18 protein-coding genes and 3 tRNA genes are annotated in these 21,518 nt (G+C 71.7%); 11 read left to right on the top strand and 10 right to left on the bottom strand.

Going from position 1 to position 21,518, the window contains the following annotated elements:
* Positions 1-93 precede the first annotated feature (93 nt).
* Positions 94-885, top strand: a complete 792-nt coding sequence (locus tag ACF1FZ_RS24160) for a sulfite exporter TauE/SafE family protein (protein ID WP_391775473.1) — start codon at positions 94-96, stop codon at positions 883-885.
* Positions 886-911: 26 nt separating this feature from the next.
* Here the strand turns inward: ACF1FZ_RS24160 and ACF1FZ_RS24155 are convergent, their stop codons facing one another.
* From ACF1FZ_RS24155 to ACF1FZ_RS24140, 4 genes are all read right to left on the bottom strand, one after another.
* Complete coding sequence (locus ACF1FZ_RS24155) at positions 912-1,544, bottom strand: class F sortase (protein ID WP_391775472.1); 633 nt, start codon at positions 1,542-1,544, stop codon at positions 912-914.
* A 23-nt stretch (positions 1,545-1,567) separates the two neighbouring features.
* A complete protein-coding gene (locus ACF1FZ_RS24150) occupies positions 1,568-2,278 on the bottom strand; it encodes a hypothetical protein (protein WP_391775471.1) in 711 nt (236 codons plus the stop codon).
* 365 nt (positions 2,279-2,643) lie between these two features.
* The gene (locus tag ACF1FZ_RS24145) at positions 2,644-3,120 is read right to left on the bottom strand and encodes a DUF5990 family protein (RefSeq protein ID WP_391775470.1); all 477 of its coding nucleotides are present in this window, start codon (positions 3,118-3,120) and stop codon (positions 2,644-2,646) included.
* A gap of 73 nt (positions 3,121-3,193) precedes the next feature.
* Positions 3,194-4,009, bottom strand: a complete 816-nt coding sequence (locus tag ACF1FZ_RS24140) for an aminotransferase class IV (protein WP_391775469.1) — start codon at positions 4,007-4,009, stop codon at positions 3,194-3,196.
* A 69-nt stretch (positions 4,010-4,078) separates the two neighbouring features.
* Here ACF1FZ_RS24140 and ACF1FZ_RS24135 point away from each other — a divergent pair, with 69 nt between their 5' ends.
* Positions 4,079-4,657, top strand: coding sequence for an NADPH-dependent FMN reductase (locus ACF1FZ_RS24135; protein WP_391775468.1), 579 nt, complete (start codon positions 4,079-4,081; stop codon positions 4,655-4,657).
* Between the two features lie 56 nt (positions 4,658-4,713).
* Positions 4,714-5,052, top strand: coding sequence for a divalent-cation tolerance protein CutA (gene cutA / locus ACF1FZ_RS24130; protein ID WP_391775467.1), 339 nt, complete (start codon positions 4,714-4,716; stop codon positions 5,050-5,052).
* 119 nt (positions 5,053-5,171) lie between these two features.
* On the opposite strand, the gene ACF1FZ_RS24125 is transcribed toward cutA, so the two are convergent.
* Both ACF1FZ_RS24125 and ACF1FZ_RS24120 read right to left on the bottom strand, forming a co-directional pair.
* Positions 5,172-7,247: a molybdopterin oxidoreductase family protein gene (locus ACF1FZ_RS24125; RefSeq protein ID WP_391775466.1), complete on the bottom strand. Its 2,076-nt coding sequence runs from the start codon at positions 7,245-7,247 to the stop codon at positions 5,172-5,174.
* A gap of 67 nt (positions 7,248-7,314) precedes the next feature.
* Positions 7,315-8,070 (bottom strand): vancomycin high temperature exclusion protein, encoded by a 756-nt coding sequence (locus tag ACF1FZ_RS24120; protein ID WP_391775465.1) that lies wholly within the window; start codon positions 8,068-8,070, stop codon positions 7,315-7,317.
* Positions 8,071-8,251: 181 nt separating this feature from the next.
* Between ACF1FZ_RS24120 and ACF1FZ_RS24115 the strand changes: the two genes are divergently transcribed.
* The 5 genes from ACF1FZ_RS24115 to ACF1FZ_RS24095 all read left to right on the top strand — a co-directional run bounded on the left by ACF1FZ_RS24115 (position 8,252) and on the right by ACF1FZ_RS24095 (position 14,990).
* Complete coding sequence (locus tag ACF1FZ_RS24115; protein WP_391775464.1) at positions 8,252-9,040, top strand: sirohydrochlorin chelatase; 789 nt, start codon at positions 8,252-8,254, stop codon at positions 9,038-9,040.
* 16 nt (positions 9,041-9,056) lie between these two features.
* Positions 9,057-10,367 carry a deoxyguanosinetriphosphate triphosphohydrolase gene (locus ACF1FZ_RS24110; RefSeq protein ID WP_391775463.1) on the top strand — a complete coding sequence of 437 codons (1,311 nt, stop codon included), beginning with the start codon at positions 9,057-9,059 and terminating at the stop codon, positions 10,365-10,367.
* A 116-nt stretch (positions 10,368-10,483) separates the two neighbouring features.
* Positions 10,484-11,743, top strand: coding sequence for an NAD(P)/FAD-dependent oxidoreductase (locus tag ACF1FZ_RS24105; RefSeq protein ID WP_391775462.1), 1,260 nt, complete (start codon positions 10,484-10,486; stop codon positions 11,741-11,743).
* 96 nt (positions 11,744-11,839) lie between these two features.
* On the top strand, positions 11,840-13,747 hold the full coding sequence (gene dnaG / locus ACF1FZ_RS24100; protein ID WP_391775461.1) for a DNA primase: 1,908 nt from the start codon (positions 11,840-11,842) through the stop codon (positions 13,745-13,747).
* Positions 13,748-13,922: 175 nt separating this feature from the next.
* Entirely contained in the window at positions 13,923-14,990 is a 1,068-nt protein-coding gene (locus ACF1FZ_RS24095; RefSeq protein ID WP_391775460.1) for an RNA polymerase sigma factor, read from the top strand.
* Between the two features lie 191 nt (positions 14,991-15,181).
* Here ACF1FZ_RS24095 and ACF1FZ_RS24090 read toward each other — a convergent pair whose 3' ends face one another.
* The 4 genes from ACF1FZ_RS24090 to ACF1FZ_RS24075 all read right to left on the bottom strand — a co-directional run bounded on the left by ACF1FZ_RS24090 (position 15,182) and on the right by ACF1FZ_RS24075 (position 20,770).
* Positions 15,182-17,107: an ABC transporter ATP-binding protein gene (locus ACF1FZ_RS24090; RefSeq protein WP_391775459.1), complete on the bottom strand. Its 1,926-nt coding sequence runs from the start codon at positions 17,105-17,107 to the stop codon at positions 15,182-15,184.
* Complete coding sequence (locus ACF1FZ_RS24085) at positions 17,107-18,840, bottom strand: ABC transporter ATP-binding protein (protein ID WP_391775458.1); 1,734 nt, start codon at positions 18,838-18,840, stop codon at positions 17,107-17,109. The genes ACF1FZ_RS24090 and ACF1FZ_RS24085 overlap by 1 nt, the downstream gene beginning before the upstream one ends.
* A 112-nt stretch (positions 18,841-18,952) precedes the next feature.
* Complete coding sequence (locus tag ACF1FZ_RS24080) at positions 18,953-20,398, bottom strand: FGGY family carbohydrate kinase (RefSeq protein WP_391775457.1); 1,446 nt, start codon at positions 20,396-20,398, stop codon at positions 18,953-18,955.
* Positions 20,399-20,467: 69 nt separating this feature from the next.
* On the bottom strand, positions 20,468-20,770 hold the full coding sequence (locus ACF1FZ_RS24075) for a YtxH domain-containing protein (protein ID WP_391775456.1): 303 nt from the start codon (positions 20,768-20,770) through the stop codon (positions 20,468-20,470).
* Positions 20,771-20,951: 181 nt separating this feature from the next.
* Between ACF1FZ_RS24075 and ACF1FZ_RS24070 the strand changes: the two genes are divergently transcribed.
* From ACF1FZ_RS24070 to ACF1FZ_RS24060, 3 genes are all read left to right on the top strand, one after another.
* Positions 20,952-21,024: transfer RNA gene (locus tag ACF1FZ_RS24070), tRNA-Asn, on the top strand.
* Between the two features lie 5 nt (positions 21,025-21,029).
* Positions 21,030-21,102: transfer RNA gene (locus tag ACF1FZ_RS24065), tRNA-Asn, on the top strand.
* A 212-nt stretch (positions 21,103-21,314) separates the two neighbouring features.
* Positions 21,315-21,391 (top strand) — tRNA-Ile (locus ACF1FZ_RS24060).
* Positions 21,392-21,518 lie beyond the last annotated feature (127 nt).

The raw sequence follows: 21,518 nt of genomic DNA, 5'->3' as shown, positions 1-21,518 counted from the left end.
AGGAACCTTGCGCTCAGCGCGCCGTGAAGCCCTCTGTGAGGGAAGGGGAGGCCGGTTGGACGGTGTACCCGCCACCTGCTTAGGGTCACGGTCATGCCCGAGACGACGCTCACCACCCTGGTCCTCCTCTGCCTGGCCGCCCTGGCGGCCGGCTGGATCGACGCGGTGGTGGGAGGCGGTGGGCTGCTCCTCCTGCCCGCCCTGCTGCTGGGCCTCCCGCACGTCCCCGCCGCGCACATCCTGGGCACCAACAAGGCCGTCGCCGTCGTGGGCACCTCGGGAGCCGCCGTCACCTACGTACGCAAGGCGCCCGTCCAGGTGGGGACCGCCGTACGCATCGGGCTGATGGCGCTCGCGGGATCGATGGCCGGTGCCTTCTTCGCCGCGGGCATCAGCAGCGACGTACTGCGCCCGGTGATCATGGTGGTGCTGCTCGCCGTGGCGGCCTTCGTGGTGCTGCGCCCGTCCTTCGGCACGGCGGCGGTCGGCGACGGCACGGGCAAGAAGGTCTCCCGGGCCCGCACGGTCACCGCGATCGTGCTGGTCGGCGGCGGTATCGGTTTCTACGACGGACTGTTCGGGCCCGGTACGGGCACCTTCCTGGTGCTGGCCCTGACCGCCGTGCTCCACCTCGACCTGGTCACCGCCTCCGCCAACGCCAAGATCGTGAACGTCTGCACCAACGCCGGGGCGCTGGCGATGTTCGCCTACCAGGGCACCGTCCTGTGGCAGCTGGCCGCGCTGATGGCCGTGTTCAATCTGGCGGGCGGGATGCTCGGGGCACGGATGGCGCTCAGGAAGGGCAGCGACTTCGTCCGCGGGGTCCTGCTGGTCGTGGTGTTCTCACTGGTCGCCAAGCTCGGCTTCGACCAGTGGACGGCCTGAGCGGCTTCGACCGGTGGGCGGCCTGATCAGCGCACCTCGGTGAGATGGGCGTACGCCACCACGTTGCCCTGGTAGCCGGTTTCGCGGGTGAAACCGCCGCCGCAGGTGATCAGCCGCAGTGAGGCGTGCGGCGTGGCGCCGTAGACGCGCTCGTCCGGGAAGTCGTCCTTGTCGTACACCTCGACCGCGTCGACCGAGAAGACGGCGGTACGGCCGTCCCGGCGGCCGATCTCGACCGTGGCCCCCTTCTTCAGGGAGCCGAGGGCGTAGAAGACGGACGGCCCCTCGGCGTTGTCGACATGACCGGCGACTATCGCGGTGCCCTTCGCGCCGGGGGGCGTGCCGTCCTCGAACCAGCCCGCGAGGTTCCGGTTCCCGGCGGGGGGTGCGTCGAGGCTGCCGTCCGCGCCCAGCCCCAGACCCGTCATGGGCGCGTCCACGCCGATGGCGGGGATGCGGATCCTGACCGGTCCTGAGGGGCGCAGAGGCTCGGCGACCCGTGTACCGGGCCGTGGGCCGGGGCCCGCGGCGAAGGCCTCCGCGGTGGCCGGCTGGGGGGCGGCGGTCCTGACGGCCGCACCGTTGTGGACCAGCCACAGGCCGCACAGCGCGACGATGCCCACCAGCCAGGCCCTGGCTTTCAGCGCCGTCCTGTCCACGTCTCGTTCTCCGCCGGCCGGCCTCAGTAACGCATGCCGTCCGTGCGGCGCCGGCGCAGGAGCAGGACGCCGCCGACGACCGCCGCCCCGACGAGGCCGGCGCCCGCGGCGAGCTGAGCGGTGTCGGGTGCGGCGCTGCCGCCGGTGCCCGTCCCGACGTGCCCGGAGGGCCGGCTGGGACGGGGTGCGGCCGTGGGCCTGTGCCCCGGGGGCACGGTCGGTTTCGCGGACTCCGGGCCGGTCCCGGGCGGACGTGTGGGGTCGGGGCGTGTTCCCGGCTTCGTCCCGGGGGGTGTCCCCGTGCCGGACCCGGGCCGCTGGACCGCTCCGGCCTCGTCCCCGGTCCCTGCCTCGTCCTCCTCCGGCCAGGCGGGCTCCTCGATCGCCGCGAGGTCCTCGGCCTCCAGGCCGTCGGCGGGGCCCGGGTCCTCGGCCGGCTCCAGATCCCCGAACTCCGGGACCCCGGGCTCCGGGACCCCGGGCTCCAGGTCTTCGGGCTCCAGGTCTTCGGTCATGTCGCCGACCGCGGCCTCGGCGCTGTCGCAGGAGACGGCCGCGCCGGTGCCGGCCCCACCCTCGGGCCCGCAGTCCGCCGCACCGACCGCGGCCGTCGCGGCGGAGAGCTGCGGTCTGCCGAGGCCGTCCGCCTGGGCGGAGGGGGCGGCGAGGCCGAGCGCGGCGGCAGTGAGGGCCGCGGCGGCGGTACCGGTCACGAGGCGGGCAGGGCTGCGCATGGGAATCCTCCGGGCAGACGGATGTGTCCTGCCTCCGAGGTAACGGGCCGTGCCTCCCGGCCGCATGCTGACGGAGCGTCAGTTTTCACCCGTACGGGCCCCGCGTGTGCGCCCGCCCGCCCGGACCGGCGCAGGTCGCGGTGCAGGTGGAAGCCGCCGGGCCCGCCCGGGCCCGTACGGGTGACCCCCCTGGTGATTGAAGTGTGACGTAGGTCACAAGAATGGACCTGTATGGGCCGGGAACATGATCCGTACCCCCCCACGGGACGGCGCCCCCCGCCGGTCCCAGGGGCACCGCCCTCACCGGCCCTCCCCCCCTGGGGCCGCTGAGGGCGGCGCCATGTCTCCCCCTCCGCCTCCCTGTCTCAAGCCTCGCGGGGGGCGCTCCCGTCCGTCGCGGACCAGACGATGTCCGGCGGGCGTACGCGGGCACAGCGAGGCTGCCCCCTCTCGTCGGTCAGGCGCAGCCGGGCGGTGAGGTGTCCCGTCCGCGAGGCTGCCTCCAGGATCTCCGGGCCGATGTCGCTCATCATCAGCTTGGCCCGCCGGAACATGGTGAAGGCGCCGGAGGCGTCGACGGTGCCCCAGGAGAGGTAGACGAAGCGCCCCCCGAGCCGGTTCTGGATGTACGGCCCCGACACCTCGACGCCCTCCGCGGTGGGCGCGGCGGTGCAGTCCAGGGTCCAGGAGGCGAGCGGCGCGTCGCCGGGGTGCAGGCCGAGCAGTTCGCCGGGCCGGTCCTTGCGCTGCACGCCGACGTGGATGTTGTCGAAACCGGCGAAGTCGGTGTCAGGGCCGCAGGTGCGGCCCGGGAGTTCTGAGGCTTCGATGTGGATCTGCATGGCTCCATGGTCCTGTACGCCGAGGAGGCCGGGCAGCCCCCGGAGGAAGGCCGGGCGTCTCGCGGGAGAGGGTTCAGACCGTCTCCGGGGAAGGCCGGACCGCCTCGCACGGGGAGTCCTCGTACACCTGGCCGAGCATCTTCATCAGGCCCTCGTCGACGGCGAAGGGGGTGGCGTCGATCCGGCGGACCGGTGCGATGCCCTGCGAGTTGGCGACGAACGCCGCCCGGTACGCGCCCACTCCGTCCAGGGCCACCCCGCGCCGCACGGAGGGGTGGTCCGTCCGCGCGAGTCCGCTCTCCAGCAGTGCCATGGTGATGCCCGGCAGGGCCGGGGCGTCCGGCCAGACCACCGAAGTGCCGTCCCAGAAGCCGATGTTGGTGACCGCTCCTTCGGTCACCATGCCGCCGGGCGAGATGAGCAGCGCCTCGTCGAAACCCGCCTGCCGGGCCTGCTGACCGTAGTAGATCTGGCAGAACTCACCGGGTCGCTTGATGTGCGGCACGGAACGTGCGAACGGGACCGACATCAGGCTCCTGGGGGCACCGTCCGCACGGGCCGGCCCCCGCACCGTCACCATCACCACCGTCGCCGTGGTGTCCGGTGGCAGGAAGCCGTGCACCCGGACCGACGCGTCCCGCACGCCGGCGCCGTCGAGTGCGTGCCCGATCAGGTCCCGCACCCGATTCCCGTCCAGGGGCTGCCCGAAGAGTTCCCGGTTCGCGGAGTCCAGCCGGTCCAGATGCAGGGGGAGTCCGCGCACCGTACGGTCCCTGACCTGCATCGCGGTGAAATGGCCGTAGCCGGCGAAAGCCGGGATCCGCAGGTCCTCCGCGGTGGCGGGGCGGCCGTCGAACTCGACATGGAGGTCCGGTGCGGGAGCGGTCATGCCCTCCACTTTAGGTGCCGGCGGCCGATGCTTGACCTCAAGCGCAGTTGAGGTGTGAGTCTTCGGTGCATGGACCTCAACACACCTGTCTCCCCTTCCTCCGACGCCCCGCTCGAGGTGGCCGTCATCCTCGGCAGCAACCGCGAGGGCCGCTTCGGGCCCAGAGTCGCCCGGTGGTTCCTGGAGCAGGCGTCCGGCCACCCGGACGTCGGGGCCGAGCTGATCGACGTCGCCGACACCGAACCGCCCGCCACCGGGGGCGCGCACGCGGCCTCCCGGCTGGCACGCGCCGACGCCTTCGTCGTCCTGACCCCCGAGTACAACCACTCCTACCCGGCCCCGCTGAAGAACCTCATCGACCGGCACTTCGCCGAATGGCAGGCCAAACCCGTCGCGTTCGTGTCCTACGGCGGGGTCTCCGGCGGTCTGCGGGCCGTGGAGCACCTGCGTCAGGTCTTCGCCGAACTGCACGCCATGTCCGTGCGTGAGACGGTCTCGTTCCACAACGCCGGCGCGCTCTTCGACGACCGTGGTGTGCTCAAGGACCCGGCCGAGGCCGACGGGGCGGCGAAGAGGATGCTCGACCAGCTGGTCTGGTGGGGCCGCGCCCTGCGCGAGGCCAGGATCCGGCATCCGTACGGCGGCTGACATGACGAGGGCCGACCATGGAAGGGCCACGGACACCGATCAGAAGGAGACCCGGGATGGCCGAGCCCGCATGGCTGACCGTACTGACCACGACGGACAGCGAGGAGAAGGCCCGCGCCCTGGCCCGGGGCGCGGTGGACGCACGGCTCGCCGCCTGCGCCCAGATCTCGGCGCCCGTCACCTCCGTCTTCCGCTGGCAGGGCGCGGTCGAGACCGGTGAGGAGTGGCAGGTGGTGTTCAAGACGGCGGCCGGGCGGTACGACGAACTGGAGGCCCACCTCGTCGCGGCCCACGACTACGAGACACCCGAGATCATCGCCACCCCGGTGGTGCGCGGCAGCGACCGCTACCTGGCTTGGGTGTCGGCGGAGACGGCACCTGACGCGATGCTGTGACGGACGTTCCGCCGCCTTCTTCGCGTGCGGCACGCCGTTCCCCGAAGAGCCCGGCCACGACCGGTTCCTCCAGGGGCGCGTCCGCGAGGAGAGGCCGCCCGTGCCCGGCGGGGGCCGGCTCAGTCCGCGGCCTCCACCCGCACCGCGCACACCTTGAACTCCGGCATGCGTGACACCGGGTCCAGCGCGGGATTGGTCAGGGTGTTGGCCCGGCCCTCGCCCGGCCAGTGGAACGGCATGAACACGGTGTCCTGCCGGATCGCCACGGTGATCCGGGCCGGTGCCACCACCCGCCCACGCCGCGAGGTGACCGCGACGCCCTCGCCCTCGGCGACCCCGATCCGTTCGGCGAGCCGCGGGTGCAGCTCCACGAACGGCCCGGGCGCGGCGGCGTTCAGCTCGGCCACCCGGCGGGTCTGCGCCCCCGACTGGTACTGGGACACGACCCGTCCGGTCGTCAGCACCACCGGGTACTCCGCGTCCGTCTCCTCGGCGGCGGCCCGGTGGGCGACGGGGACGAACCAGGCCCGCCCGTCGTCCGTCGCGAACCGATCCAGGAACAGCCTCGGCGTCCCGGCGTGCTCCTCGTCGGGACAGGGCCAGAAGACCCCGTCCTCCGCCGCGATCCGGGCGTAGGTGATACCCGCGTAGTCGGCCGGGCCACCCGCCGAGGCCCGGCGCAGTTCGTCGAAGACCTCCTCCGGCTCGGCCGGGAAGCCCTTCCCGTGTCCGAGGAGCCCGGCCAGCGCGTTCAGCACCTCCAGGTCGCTGCGCACCCCCTCCGGCGGCGTGACCGCCCGCTGCCGCAGCAGCACCCGGCCCTCGAGGCTGGTCGTCGTCCCGCTCTCCTCCGCCCACTGCGTCACCGGCAGCACCACATCGGCCAGCGCCGCCGTCTCCGACAGCACCACGTCCGCGACCGCCAGGAAGTCCAGCGACCGCAGCCGCTCCTCGACGTGCCCCGCGTGCGGCGCCGACACGACGGGATTCGACCCCATGACCAGCAGCGTCCGCACATCCCGCCCCAGCGCGTCCAGCAGCTCGTAGGCACTGCGTCCCGGCCCCGGCAGCGTGTCGGGGTCGACGCCCCACACCCCCGCCACATGGCGGCGCGCCGCCGGGTCCGTGAGCTTGCGGTAACCGGGCAGCTGGTCCGCCTTCTGGCCGTGCTCCCGGCCGCCCTGGCCGTTGCCCTGGCCGGTCAGGCAGCCGTAACCCGACAGCGGACGGCCCGCCCGGCCGGTGGCCAGACAGAAGTTGATCCACGCCCCGACCGTGTCCGTGCCCTTGGCCTGCTGCTCGGGCCCCCGCGCGGTGAGCACCATCCCGTCCCCGGCCCCGCAGAACATCTCCACGGCCTCGCGCAGCTGCGGCACGGGCACCCCGGTGAGGCGCTCCACCAGCTCCGGCCAGTGCGCCATCGCACCCGCCCTGGCCTCGTCCCAGCCGCTCGTCCGGGTGCGGACGAACTCCTCGTCCACCCGCCCGTCGGCCACGACCAGGTGCAGCATGCCCAGTGCGAGGGCCAGATCCGTGCCGGGCCGGGGCGCCAGGTGCAGATCCGCCTGCTCGGCGGTCCGGGTCCGGCGCGGATCGATGACGATCAGCCGGCCGCCGTTCTCCCGCAGCTCGGTCAGGTAGCGCAGGGCGGGCGGCATCGTCTCCGCGAGATTCGAGCCGACCAGGATCACGCACCCGGTCCGGGGGATGTCCTCCAGCGGGAACGGCAGCCCACGGTCCAGGCCGAACGCCCGCTGGTGCGCGGCGGCCGCCGACGACATGCAGAAGCGGCCGTTGTAGTCGATCTGCGAGGTGCCGAGCACCACCCGGGCGAACTTCCCCAGGGCGTACGCCTTCTCGTTGGTGAGTCCGCCCCCGCCGAACACCCCCACGGCGTCCGCGCCGTGCTCCGCCCGTGTCCCGCGCAGCCCGTCCGCGATCCGCTCCAGCGCCTCGTCCCAGCTCGCCGGCGCCAGCTCACCGCCCGCGCCGCGCACGAGAGGGCCCGTCAGCCGCACACCGGCGGCGAGCACGGCGGGCGCCGTGCGCCCCTTGCCGCACAGGGCCCCCCGGTTGACGGGGAAATCGGTACGCTCCACGACCTCGACCACCCCGCCGTCGGTGACCGGTCGCAGCTTCATCCCGCACTGGAGCGCGCAGTACGGGCAGTGGGTGGACGTCTCGGTGCGGGCCATACGCCCAGCGTACGAGGCGGGTATTACGAGCACCGGTGCGCCCGGTTACACCCCCGGTACGTGCACCTCAGCCCGCCCCGCCCGGCTCCGTGAGGTCACCGGCGAGCGCCCGGGCCACCCCCGGCTCCCGCGGACCCAGGAAGTGCGGATCCGGCTCGAACACGGTGTCCAGGAGCGCCTTGCCCGCCGCGAACACCTCCCGCGCCCCGCCGTAGTACCAGGTCACGTCGTGTACGGCGTCGACGCCCACCCCGTACGCCTCGATCCCGGCGGACCGGCACAGGGCGATCGCCCGCCGTATGTGGAAGCCCTGGCTCACCAGGACGGCCCGGTCGACCCCGAATATCTTCTTGGCCCGGACGCAGGAGTCCCAGGTGTCGAAGCCCGCGTGGTCGCTGACGATCCGCCCGTCCGGCACCCCGCGCCGGACGAGGTACGTACGCATGGCGTCCGGTTCGTCGTACTCCACACGGCTGTTGTCCCCCGTGACGAGCACGACCCGGACCTTGCCGGCCCTGTACAACCCGGCGGCGGCGTCCAGCCGGTGTGCGAGGTACGGCGACGGCCGGCCCTCCCGCAGCCCGGCCCCGAACACCACGGCCACCTGCTGCGCCGGGGCGTCCGCCGCCGTCCGCACCCGGGCGTCGGCCGTGGTGTGCAGCCATGCCGCGGGCGCCAGAGCCACAGCGCAGGCGACCATCAGCGCCTGCACCAGCCGTCGCTGCCCCCGGCGGGTCCGCGGCAGCCGCGGCCGCGTGACGGCGAACCCTCCCGGCTTCCCGCGCACCGCACGGCGGAGCCCCTCCGGTGTCCTCAGCCGCATGCGGCGCCCCCCGCGCTCGTACCGGATGCCTCATGGAGAGGACGAACCACGGGCGCGAAAGGTTCGCGGGTCCGGGCGTGGAAAGGTACTGACACCCCGGGCCACCCGTCCGTGAGGCGGAGGCAAACACCCGTCACCGGTGCGAAACGGCCCGGCAACGTCCGTCCGGGACGATCGGTCCATGAACCGCAGGCCCACGCACCGCATCCGGAGAGCCGCCCCCACCCTGGTCGCCGTCGCGCACGGCAGCCGGGACCCGCAGGCCCTGCGCACCGTCCTGGAGCTCCTGGACCGGGTACGGGAGCTGCGGCCCCTCCTCGACGTCCGGCTCGGCCACATCGAGCTGAACGAACCACTGCTGCCGGACACCCTGGACGGCATCGGGCGGGGCGAGGCCGTCCTCGTACCGCTGCTGCTCGGACGCGGCCACCACGTCCGGCACGACCTGCCCCTCGCCGCGGTGGCCGCGAGCCACCTGCGGACCCGTGTGGCAGCCCCGCTCGGACCGCACCCGCTGCTCGTCGAGGCCCTGTACGAGCGTCTCGTCGAGGCCGGCTGGCAGGACGAGGACGGCAGGAGCCGCAGCGCCGCCGTCGTGCTGGCCGCCGCGGGGTCGCGCGACCCCGCCTCGGACGTCGACGCCCGCCGCACCGCCGCCATGCTCGGCGACCGCCTCGGCGGGGTGCCCGTCGTACCCGCGTACGCCTCGGCGGCCAGCCCCGACGTACCGGCAGCCCTGCGCGCACTCGCCGCCCGTGGCCGCCACCGCGTGGCCCTCGCCTCCTACTTCACGGCCCCCGGCCGCTTCGCGACCGTCTCGGCGGCCGCCGCACCGGGCATCGCCTCCGCGCCGCTCGGCGCGCACCCGGCGATGGCACGCCTCCTGCTGCACCGCTACGACCAGGCCCTGGCCGGCGGCGAGCCCACCCGCGGCGCTCTGCCGTCTCCGTGGCTCCTGGCCTCCGCCTGACCGTTACTGTCGGGGCATGGACGGTACGCACGACCCCAGGGACACGCCCTACGGCCCCGCTGACACGGAGCGCTGGGACACCGAGCCCGACAAGCGGCCCGGCCGCACCGCGTTCCAGCGCGACCGCGCGAGGGTGCTCCACTCCGCAGCCCTGCGCAGGCTCGCCGGCAAGACCCAGGTCGTCACGCCCGGCACCCGGAGCCTGGTCTGGGACGCCAGCCCCCGCACCCGCCTCACCCACTCCCTGGAGTGCGCCCAGGTCGGCCGGGAGCTCGGCGCCGCGCTCGGCTGCGACCCGGATCTGGTGGAGGCGGCCTGCCTCTCCCACGACATGGGCCATCCGCCCTTCGGCCACAACGGCGAACAGGCGCTCAACGACTTCGCCTCGGACTGCGGCGGCTTCGAGGGCAACGCCCAGTCGCTGCGCCTGCTGGCCCGCCTCGAACCCAAGCGCTTCGTCCGCGACCCCCGCAGCGGGGAGCTCGTCAGCGTGGGGCTCAACCTGACCCGGGCCGCCCTGGACGCCGCCACCAAGTACCCCTGGCCACGGGGCGGGCACCCCACCGACCCCGGCTCACCGAAATTCGGGGTGTACGAGGACGACCTGCCGGTCTTCGACTGGATCCGCAAGGGCGCGCCGCAGGACAGGAAGTGTTTCGAGGCCCAGGTCATGGACTGGTCCGACGACGTCGCCTACTCGGTGCACGACTTCGAGGACGGACTGCACGCCGGACACATCGACCCCGCCTGTCTCTTCTCCGAGCCGGAACGGGCGGAGATCCGGGGCGTCGCCGTCGGACGCTACGTCCCGGCGGACACCGACCCCCAGGAGCTCTCCGACGCCCTCGACCGGCTCACCGCCCAGGAGTGGTGGCCGCACGACTACGACGGCACCGCGGTCGCCCAGGCCCGGCTGAAGGACGCGACGAGCCAGCTCATCGGCAGGTTCTGTCTCGCCGCCGAATCGGCCACCCGCGCCGCTTACGGGCCCGGACGGCTCGGCCGGTACGGCGCCGAGCTCATCGTCCCGCGCGAGGTGCGCAACGAATGCGCCGTACTCAAGGCCGTCGCCGACCGTTACGTCATGCAGCGTGCCGAACAGGGGGTCATCCGTGCCCGGCAGCGGATCGTCATCGCCGAACTCGCCGCCGCGCTCACCACCCGTGCGCCCGAAGGGCTCGAGCCGCAGTTCCGCGCGCTGTACACCGCCGCCCCCGACGACCGGGCCCGCAAGAGGGTCCTCGTCGACCAGATCGCCGCATTGACGGACGCCTCCGCGCGGTCCCTTCACGGAACACTCACGGTCGTTGGGCAGACTGGACCCTGACCGGGCCACATGCCGGTGGCCGTGACCTGACCGGGACAGACCCCCTTTCGTCATCACGCTGCGCGCAGGACTCGCAGGTGGTGGCGCCGCGCAGCACAGTACCGAGGAGGCATCAAATGGTCGACGCACATCGGACGTTCGTCATCATCGGCGGGGGACTCGCCGGAGCCAAGGCGGCCGAGACACTCCGGGCGGAGGGTTTCAGCGGCCGGGTGATCCTCATCGGCGACGAGCGCGACCATCCGTACGAGCGGCCTCCCCTGTCCAAGGGATATCTGCTGGGCAAGGACGAACGGGACTCCGTCCTCGTCCATGAGACCGCCTGGTACGCGGGCGCCGACATCGAGCTCCACCTCGGCCAGACCGTCACCTCCCTCGACAGGGCCGGCCGGTCCGTGCAGCTCGGCGACAACACGGTCGTCCACTACGACAAGCTGTTGCTCGCCACCGGTGCCGAGCCCCGCCGCCTCGACATCCCGGGCACCGACCTGGCCGGCGTCCACCACCTGCGCCGTCTCGCCCACTCCGACCGGCTGCGCAACGTCCTGACCGCCCTCGGCCGGGACAACGGCCACCTGGTGATCGCCGGAGCCGGCTGGATCGGTCTGGAGGTCGCCGCGGCGGCCCGCGGCTACGGCGCCGAGGTGACCGTCGTCGCCCCCTCCGCGACCCCCTTGCACCACGTCGTCGGCCCGGAGGTCGGCCAGATCTTCACCGACCTCCACGCCGGGCACGGCGTCCGTTTCCACTTCGGCGCCCGCCTCACCGAGATCACCGGACAGGACGGTCTGGTCCTCGCCGCCCGCACCGAGGACGGCGAGGAGCACCCCGCCCACGACGTGCTCGCCGCGATCGGAGCGGCTCCGCGCACCTCGCTCGCCGAGGCCGCCGGACTCGCGATGGCGGACCGGTCCGAGGGCGGTGGCGTCGCCGTCGACGCCTCCCTGCGTACTTCCGACCCGCACATCTTCGCCGCGGGGGACATCGCGTCCGTGGACCATCCGCTCTTCGGCCGCCGACTGCGCGTGGAGCACTGGGCGAACGCCCTGAACAGCGGACCCGCCGCCGCGAAGGCGATGCTCGGCCAGGACGTGTCGTACGACCGGGTGCCGTACTTCTTCTCCGACCAGTACGACCTCGGCCTGGAGTACTCCGGCTGGGCGCCGCCCGGTTCGTACGACCAGGTCGTCATCCGGGGCGATGCGGGCAAACGCGAGTTCATCGCCTTCTGGCTGAAGGACCGCCGGGTCCTGGCCGGGATGAACGTCAATGTGTGGGACGTCACCGGGAGCATCCAGAAGCTGATCAAGGGCGCCCGCCCGGTCGACCCGGACACCCTGGGCGACCCGTCCGTGCCCCTGGAATCCCTGCTCTGAGCGGTGGGACCGGATGCCCGGGACCGGCCGGCGCCCGTCCGGGACGCCCGTCGTCGGCCGGTCCCGGGCGTCCGGTCCCACCCGTAGACTTCACCCGTGGCAGGCAGGATCAATGACGACGACGTGAAGGCGGTCCGGGACGCGGTCCCGATCGACGCCGTCGTGTCCGAATACCTCCAGCTGCGCAACGCCGGCGGCGGAAACCTCAAGGGCCTCTGCCCCTTCCACGACGAGAAGTCCCCCTCCTTCCAGGTGAGCCCCGGCAAGGGCCTCTTCCACTGCTTCGGCTGCCAGGAGGGCGGCGACACGATCGCCTTCGTGATGAAGATCGATCACCTCACCTTCTCCGAGACGGTCGAGCGCCTCGCCGCCAAGGCGGGCATCACCCTGCGCTACGAGGAGGGCGGTTACAACCCCTCCCACCAGCGCGGCGAGCGCATCCGGCTGGTCGAGGCACACAAGATCGCCGCCGATTTCTACCGCGAGCAGCTGAACGGCCCCGAAGCCGAGATCGGCCGGAAGTTCCTCGCCTCACGCGGCTTCGACCAGGACGCGGCGGCCCACTTCGGCGTCGGTTACAGCCCCGCGGGCTGGGACCACCTCACCCGTTACCTGCGCGGCAAGGGCTTCAGCGACAAGGAGCTCATCAGCTCCGGCCTCTCCCAGGACGGCCGCCGCGGCCCCATCGACCGCTTCCGCGGCCGGCTGATGTGGCCGATCAGCGACACCTCGGGCGAGGTCGTCGGCTTCGGCGCCCGCAAACTCCGCGACGACGACAACGGACCGAAGTACCTCAACACCCCCGAGACCTCGATCTACAAGAAGTCCCAGGTGCTGTACGGCATCGACCTGGCGAAGAAGGACATCGCCAAGGCGAGCCGGGCCGTCGTCGTCGAGGGGTACACCGATGTCATGGCCTGCCACCTCGCCGGGGTCACGACCGCCATCGCGACCTGCGGCACCGCGTTCGGCAACGACCACATCAAGATCCTCCGACGGCTCCTGATGGACAACGGCAGCGCCCGGGTCATCTTCACCTTCGACGGTGACTCCGCAGGCCAGAAGGCCGCCCTGCGCGCCTTCGAGGACGACCAGAAGTTCGCCGCCGAGACCTACATCGCGATCGCCCCGGACAACATGGACCCGTGTGACCTGCGGCTCGCCAAGGGCGACGACGCCGTCCGCGACCTGGTCGAACCCCGCACCCCGCTCTTCGAATTCGCGCTCCGCCAGATCGTCGGCCGGTACGACCTGGAGACCCCGGCCGGCCGCGCCGCCGCGCTCGACGAGGCGGGGCCGGTGGTCGCCCGCATCAAGAACAGCTCCTCGCAGCACGAGGTCGCCGTCCAGCTGGCCGGAATGCTGGGCATCCTGGACACCCAGTTCGTGGTCAAGCGCGTCGGTCAGCTCGCCCGCTGGGCCCGTGACCGGGGCGACCGCGGACCCGCAGGGGGCAAGCCCTCCCGGAACGGGCCCCCGCAGCAGCAGGTCCAGGCCCCGAAGGCGCCGCAGGGCCCCGCCCTGAACCTCCGCAGCCCGGCCCACCGCACCGAGCGCGAGCTGCTCAAGCTGGCCCTGCAGAAGCCCGCTCTGGTGTCGCCCGCCTTCGACGCCTACGGCGTCGACGAGTTCACCGCACCGCCCTACGCGGCGGTGCGTCAGTGCATCGCCGAGGCGGGAGGGGCGGAGCAGGGCCTGGCCGAGACCCGCGACTACCTGGTCAACGTGCTGGACGCCGCACCCGACGACACCGTGCGCAACCTCGTCACCGAACTCGCCGTCGAGGTGTTCCACGGCAAGACGATCGACGAGACATACGCGGGCATGCAGCTCGTCCAGGTCCGTCTCCGTGCCGTCGACCGCAGGATCGACGACGTGCAGGGCAGTCTCGCCCGCCTCGGCAGCAACGTCGCCCCCGAGCACCTGGCCGCCGCGCAGAACGAGGTCTGGGTCCTCCAGCAGTACGCCCAGTCGCTGCGGAGCCACGGCGCCGCAGCCCTCTGAGCCGTATCAGCGCTCCGTCACGCTCCGGGCGCAAAAAGTCACCGCACGCCCCTCGTGGCGGCGATGTGTCATACCCCACACTGGGTGGCGGTGCCCGAGTCATCGGAGCGCGGCCGGTCCGCCCGGGGCGGACCTCCACCCCGCGGTCCGGCAGCGATCACCTGGAGGCCGCCCCGTGCAGACCCGGACCGTGCCGACCACGACCGAGCTCATCCCGGCGATTCCCGGGCAGAACCGGGTCACACGTCATCCGGAGGCGATGGACGCGCCCGGACCGGTGCTGGAGGAACCGGTGGAGCACCCCGGGCCGCGGAGCCGCCCGGAATCAGGCGGCCCGACGTCCGACCTCTTCCGGCAGTACCTACGGGAGATCGGGCGGATACCGCTGCTCAGTGCCGCCGAGGAGGTGGACCTCGCCTGCCGCGTCGAGGCAGGACTCTTCGCGGAGGAACGGCTCGCGGGCACGCCGGACCCCGACTCCCGGCTCGCCGCCGACCTGGACCGGCTCGTGGTCATGGGACGGATGGCGAAACGCCGGCTCATCGAGGCCAACCTCCGCCTCGTGGTCTCCGTGGCCAAGCGTTACGTGGGCAGAGGGCTGACCATGCTCGACCTGGTCCAGGAGGGGAACCTCGGACTGATCAGGGCGGTGGAGAAGTTCGACTACACGCGGGGCTACAAGTTCTCCACGTACGCGACGTGGTGGATCCGCCAGGCGATGTCCCGGGCACTGGCCGACCAGGCCAGGACGATAAGAGTTCCGGTGCACGTCGTCGAGCTGATCAACCGCGTCGTACGCGTTCAGCGCCGCATGCTCCAGGAGCGCGGCTACGAGCCCACCACCGAAGAGGTCGCCGCCCAGCTCGGCCTGACACCCGGACGTGTCGGCGAGATCCTGCGCCTGGCCCAGGAGCCCGTGTCGCTGCACGCACCCGTGGGCGAAGAGGACGACGTGGCCTTCGGCGACCTCATCGAGGACGGCGACGCGGCCTCGCCCGTGGAGTCCGCTGCCTTCCTCCTGCTGCGCGAACACCTGGAAACGGTGCTCTCCACCCTCGGGGAACGGGAGAGGAGGGTCGTCCAGCTGCGCTACGGACTGGAGGACGGGCGGCCCCGCACGCTCGAGGAGATCGGAAGGATCTTCGGCGTGACACGCGAACGCATCCGCCAGATCGAGTCCAAGACCCTGGACAAGCTGCGGGCCCACGCCTTCGCCGACCAGCTCCGCGGCTACCTGGACTGAGCGGCGCGGCGGTCCGCGGCGCCGGTCACGAGCCGCCCCCGCCCTTGCGCTTCCCGGACGAGGACCCCGGACCGGCACCCGCGCCGATGCCGAGCGCCACACCCCTGCCGGCCCCACGGTCGCCCTGCTGCTCCACCGCTCTCCGCCACCGCTCACCCCGTTCTTCCGCGTTCGGCCGCCGGACGAGGCCGTCAGTCGATCTCGGCCGGCGCCTGCGCGAACTGCGCCGCGTACAGCCGGGCGTAGGCCCCGTCGGCTGCCAGCAGGTCTCCGTGGGTGCCCTGTTCGACGATCGATCCGTTCTCCATCACCAGGATCACGTCCGCGTCCCGGATGGTGGAGAGCCGGTGCGCGATCACGAAGCTCGTACGGCCGTGGGCCAGCCGCGCCATCGCCTTCTGGATCAGCACCTCGGTGCGGGTGTCCACCGAGCTGGTGGCCTCGTCGAGCACCAGGATCACCGGGTCCGACAGGAACGCCCGTGCGATGGTGATCAGCTGCTTCTCGCCCGCGCTGACCCCGGATCCCTCGTCGTCGATTACCGTGTCGTAGCCGTCGGGCAGCGTACGGACGAAACGGTCCGCGTGGGCCGCCCGCGCCGCCTCCTCGATCTCCTCCCGGGTGACCTCACGCGAGGCGCCGTAGGCGATGTTCTCCGCGATCGTGCCGCCGAACAGCCAGGTGTCCTGGAGCACCATGCCTATGACCGAACGGAGTTCGTCGCGGGACATCTTCGCCGCGTCGACCCCGTCGAGGGTGATCCGGCCGCTCGTCACCTCGTAGAACCGCATCAGCAGATTGACCAGGGTCGTCTTGCCGGCACCGGTCGGTCCGACGATCGCGACCGTGTGGCCGGGCTCCACGCTCAGCGAGAGGTCCTCGATGAGCGGCTTCTCCGGTTCGTAGCGGAAGGACACGTTCTCCAGCGAGACGCTGCCGCGCAATTCCTTCGGCCGCTCGGCCGGGTCGGGGTCGGGCGCCTGCTCCTCGGCGTCCAGCAGGCCGAAGACCCGCTCGGCGGACGCGATGCCCGACTGCACCAGGTTCGCCATCGAGGCGATCTGCGTCAGCGGCATCGAGAACTGCCGCGAGTACTGGATGAACGCCTGCACATCACCGATCGACAGCGCGCCCGACGCCACGCGCAGCCCGCCGACGACCGCGACCAGCACGTAGTTCAGGTTCGACACGAACATCATCAGCGGCTGCATGATGCCGCTGTTGAACTGGGCCTTGAAGCCCGCCTCGTACAGCGCGTCGTTCTGCTCGGCGAAGTCCCTCGCCGACTCGTCCTGCCGCCCGAACACCTTCACCAGGGTGTGCCCGGTGTACATCTCCTCGATGTGGGCGTTGAGCTTGCCCGTCACCTTCCACTGCGCCACGAAGTGCGGCTGGGACCGCTTGCCGACCCACGTCGCGACGAACACCGACAACGGGATCGTCACCAGCGCGACCAGGGCGAGCAGCGGCGAGATCCAGAGCATCATGATCAGCACACCGACAATGGTCAGCAGCGAGGTGATGAGCTGGCCCATCGTCTGCTGCATCGTCTGGGAGATGTTGTCGATGTCGTTCGTCGCCCGGCTCAGCACCTCACCGCGCTGCTGCCGGTCGAAATAGGACAGCGGGAGCCGCGCCAGCTTGGTCTGCAGGTCCTCGCGCAGCTGGAACACGACCCGGTTGATCACCCGGATCGACAGCCGGGTGGACACCAGCATCAGCAGCCCGGCGCCGACGTAGACCACCAGCGCCACCAGCAGGACCTGGCCCACCGCACCGAAGTCGATGCCGTCACCGGGGACGAAGTCCACCCCGGTCAGCATGTCGGCGAGCCCGCCGTCGCCCTGCTCGCGCAGGCCGTCGACGGCCTGCTCCTTCGTCGTGCCGTCCGGCATCTGCCGCCCGACGACACCGGCGAAGATCAGGTCGGTGGCCCCGCCGAGGATCTTGGGCCCCGCCACGGAGAGCGCCACGCTCAGGGTCCCGGCGCCCAGCATCAGGTACAGCGAGGACTTCTCCTTGCTGAACCTTCTCAGGAGCCGCTTCCCGGACCCCTTGAAGTCCATGGACCGTTCGGTGGGCCCTCCGGCCATCATCCGTCCGCCCGGCCCTGCCATCAGGCGGCCTCCGCTTCCGTCAGCTGGGAGAGCACGATCTCCCGGTAGGTTTCGTTGCCGTCCATCAGCTCGTGGTGGCTGCCCGCCCCGACGACCCGGCCCTCGTCCAGTACCAGGATCCGGTCCGCGTCACGGATCGTGGACACCCGCTGGGCCACGATCACCACGGTCGCCCCTGCCGTCTCGCGGGACAGCGCACCGCGCAGCGCGGCATCCGTCGCGTAGTCCAGGGCCGAGAAAGAGTCGTCGAAGAGATAGATCTCCGGCCGCTGCACCAGCGTCCGCGCGATCGCGAGCCGCTGCCGCTGGCCGCCGGAGACATTGGTGCCGCCCTGTGCGACCGGCGCGTCGAGGCCGTGCTCGAGTCGCTCCACGAACTCCCTCGCCTGTGCGACCTCGAGCGCGTGCCACAGCTCCTCGTCGGTCGCGTCCGGATTGCCGTAGCGCAGATTGGTCGCGACCGTCCCCGAGAACAGGTACGGCTTCTGCGGGACCAGGCTCACGGTCTTCGCCAGCAGGACCGGATCCAGCGTCCGCACGTCCGTGCCGCAGACGAGCACCTCGCCCCCCGTGGCGTCGAACAGCCGCGGTACGAGTCCGAGCAGCGTCGACTTGCCGCTGCCCGTCGACCCGATGATCGCGGTCGTCTCGCCGGGCCGTGCCACGAGGTCGACCGAGCGCAGCACCGGCTCCTCGGCGCCGGGGTAGCGGAACTCCGCGCCCCGCACCTCGAGATGACCGTGCTCGATCAGCTTCGTGACCGGAGCGGTGGGCGGCACCACGCTCGATTCGGTCTCCAGGACCTCCTGGATGCGCTCGGCGCAGACCTCCGCACGCGGCACCATGATGAACATGAAGGTGGCCATCATCACCGACATGACGATCTGCATCAGATACGCGAGGAACGCGGTCAGCGCCCCGATCTGCATCCCGCCGCTGTCGATGCGGTGCGCCCCGAACCAGACCACGGCGATGGACGACAGGTTCACCACGGTCATCACCGTCGGGAACATGAGGGCCATCAGCCGTCCCGTCGACACCGCGACGTCCGTCAGCTCCGTGTTGGCGCCGCGGAAGCGTTCCTCCTCGTAGCTGTCCCGGATGAAGGCGCGGATGACGCGGTTGCCGGTGATCTGCTCACGCAGCACGCGGTTGACCGTGTCCAGCCGCTCCTGCATCGTGCGGAACAGCGGCCGCATCCTCCGCACGATCAGGCCCACCGAGATGCCGAGCACGGGCAGCACGGCCAGCAGCACCGCCGAGAGCGGGACGTCCTGGCCGAGCGCCATGATGACGCCGCCGACGCACATGATGGGCGCCGAGACCATGAGCGTGAACGCCATGAGGACGAGCATCTGGACCTGCTGCACGTCGTTGGTCGTACGGGTGATCAGCGAAGGGGCCCCGAACCGTCCCACCTCACGCGCGGAGAACGACTGCACCTTGCCGAAGACCGACGCCCGTACGTCGCGCCCGAGCGAGGAGGCCGTCCGGGCGCCGTAGTAGACCGCCCCGATGTTGCAGACGATCTGGACGGTGCTGACGACGATCATCACGGCGCCGAATTCCATGATGTAACCCGTGTCCCCCCGCACGACACCGTTGTCGATGATGTCGGCGTTGAGGCTGGGCAGGTAGAGGCTTGCGCACGTCTGCAGGAGCTGGAGCAGCACCAGCAGCACGATGGGACGTCTGTACGGACCCAGGTAGGTCCGCAGGAGTTTTATGAGCACACGAGTCTCTCGGAGTCGGCGAAGGGCAGAGGCCGGTCCATACTCCGGCACCCCGGACCACGACTGCCATCGCTTTTCCTCAAGCCCCGGTCAAATTCCGGGACCGCGCTCCTCAGACGGCTCCGCCGAACGCCCCGGGGTGGACCTGGTCCCGGGTCGCCCCGTACTGCTGGCGCACCGCCCGGCCCACCGGAAGCTCCTCACCCGGCTCCAGCACCTGCGCCGCCGCGTCCTGCCAGGCCGGGGGAGTACGCGGATCGAGCGTGGCCTGCGAGACCCCGAGGGCCCAGGCCGCCTGCCGGGCCGCACCCAGCGCCGCGTACTCGGCCGGCTGAGGTACGACGACCTGGGTGCCGAAGACCGCGGGCGCCAGCGCCCGCACGGCGGGCAGCTCGGCCGCCGCTCCCAGCAGGAACACCCGCCGCACCTCCACACCCCGGCCCCGCAGCACGTCCAGTGCGTCGGCCAGCGAGCACAGCATCCCCTCGAAGGCGGCCCGCGCCAGGTGTTCGGGCTTCATCGACTCGCGCCGCAGCCCGCTCAGGGTTCCCGCGGTGTGCGGAAGGTGCGGGGTGCGCTCACCCTCCAGATACGGCAGCAGGACGAGGCCCGAAGCGCCCGGTGTGGACTCCAGCGCCAGCGCGGACAGTTCCTCCAGCCCTTCCAGCCTCAGCATCTCGGCCGTGCCACGCAGCGCGCGCACGGCGTTCGACGTGTGGACCACCGGCAGGTGCATGCCCGTCGCGTCGGCGAAGGAGGTGATCATCCCCGTGGGGTCGGACAGAGCCTCGTGGTGCACGGCCATGACGGAGCCCGAGGCGCCCAGCGACACGACGGCGTCCCCGACGGCGACGCCCAGCCCGAACGCCGCGGCCATCGTCTCGCCGGTGCCCGCCGAGATCAGCAGTCCCTCCGGCGTCGTCCCGGCGGCGTCGGCCGGGCCGAGGACCTCGGGCAGCGCGGCCTGATGGCCGAGCGCGAGCTCCACGAGATCGGGCCGGTAGGAACCGGAGCCCGCCGACCAGTAACCGGTGCCGGACGCGGCACCGCGGTCGGTGGTCCGGCGGGCGGGCCGGCCGAGCAGCTGCCACACCAGCCAGTCGTGGGGCTGGAGGACCGCGGCGACCCGCTGCGCGTTCTCCGGCTCGCTCCGTACCAGCCAGCGCAGCTTCGCCACCGGCTGCGCGGCCTGCGGCACGGCCCCGACAGCCTCGGCCCAGGGCTGCCGTCCGCCGAGCCCGTCGATCAGATCCGCCGCGGCTGCCTGCGCCCGCCGGTCGTTGCCGAGCAGCGCGGGCCGTACGAGGTTGCCCTGGTGGTCAAGCGGCACCAGGCCGTGCTGCTGCGCGGACACGCCGATGGCCTGCACGCCTTCGAGCAGCCCTCCGGAGGCCGCCTCACCGAGTGAGAGCAGCCACGCCTGCGGATCCACCTCGGAGGCCTTGGCCTCGATGGGATGCGCGGCGTATCCCTGCCGCAGCACGGCACCGGTGTCCGTGTCACAGACGACGATGTGCGTGAAGGCGGATGAACTGTCCAAGCCGGCCACTATGCCCATGGACAAGATTCTGCCGCACCCGCGGACCGTTCCCGTACCGGGCGGGTGCGCCCGGTACGGGAACGGTCCTCAGGTGTTCGTCGTACCCCAGTCGTCGCTGCCGTTGTGGCCGCTGCGCTCCCGCAGCGAGCGCACCCGGTCGGAGACGGACACGGGGACCCTGTCCCCGACCTTCTCGCTCACCGAGTGGTACGCCTTGCCGGCGAAGTCCCGGCTGCCGTGCGCGGCGGACTCCGCCGCGTTCCGCACAGCGGGATTCTCGGCGAGTTGCTGCGCAGCCCTCTTCAGCTGCTCGTAACGCTCGCGCCCGGCTCGCGTGCCGAGCACGTAACCGAGGGCCACTCCGGCGATGAACGTGAGCCGGTACCGCATGGCTGCCACCCTTCCTTCACTCCGTGCGACATGTGCTGCCCGCCTACCCGCACACGCCCGAGATCACCCCGGGAGATACCGATTGGCGAAGCACCCCCCTGCTTGCGCTAATGTATGTGTCGCAGCGAACGCGCGCCGCTCGGCAGCAGCCAGGCAGGCACGATTCGAGGCACCGCAGCAATCCCCTGTAGCTCAATTGGCAGAGCAGCCGGCTGTTAACCGGCAGGTTACTGGTTCGAGTCCAGTCGGGGGAGCGCGATCCCCTGTAGCTCAATTGGCAGAGCATTCGGCTGTTAACCGGAGGGTTACTGGTTCGAGTCCAGTCGGGGGAGCGATGCGGAAGAGGGCCCTTCGGGGTCCTTTTTCGTGTGCCCGTCACCGGGTGGTACGTGACTCTTTCGGGGTGATTCCGCACGGCCTGGAACCGGGCAGCACGCAGCGCTGTCTTCATGGTCACGCGAAGCCGGCCATCCGGAGCAGGAGATCGTATGACCGGCTATGCTGCGGCAGACGGCGCGCACACTTGTACGCGCCACGCCGAAACGGGGCGGTAGCTCAGCCGGTTAGAGCAGCGGACTCATAATCCGTCGGCCGTGGGTTCGAGTCCCACCCGCCCCACCAAAGAGTTCTCCCAGAGAATCGTTTCTACCTGCGAAAACGTGAGAACGGGGGGGCACCACTCCAGGGTGGTGCCCCCCGTTCATCCGTTCAGACCAAGATCCAGTGGACACGTAGTGGACGCGGGGAC

This window comes from Streptomyces sp. NPDC014623 (assembly GCF_043088245.1).
Classification (GTDB): Bacteria; Actinomycetota; Actinomycetes; order Streptomycetales; family Streptomycetaceae; genus Streptomyces.
The sequence above is the reverse complement of the archived record's forward strand: the minus strand, read 5'-3'. Positions and strand labels throughout refer to the sequence as shown.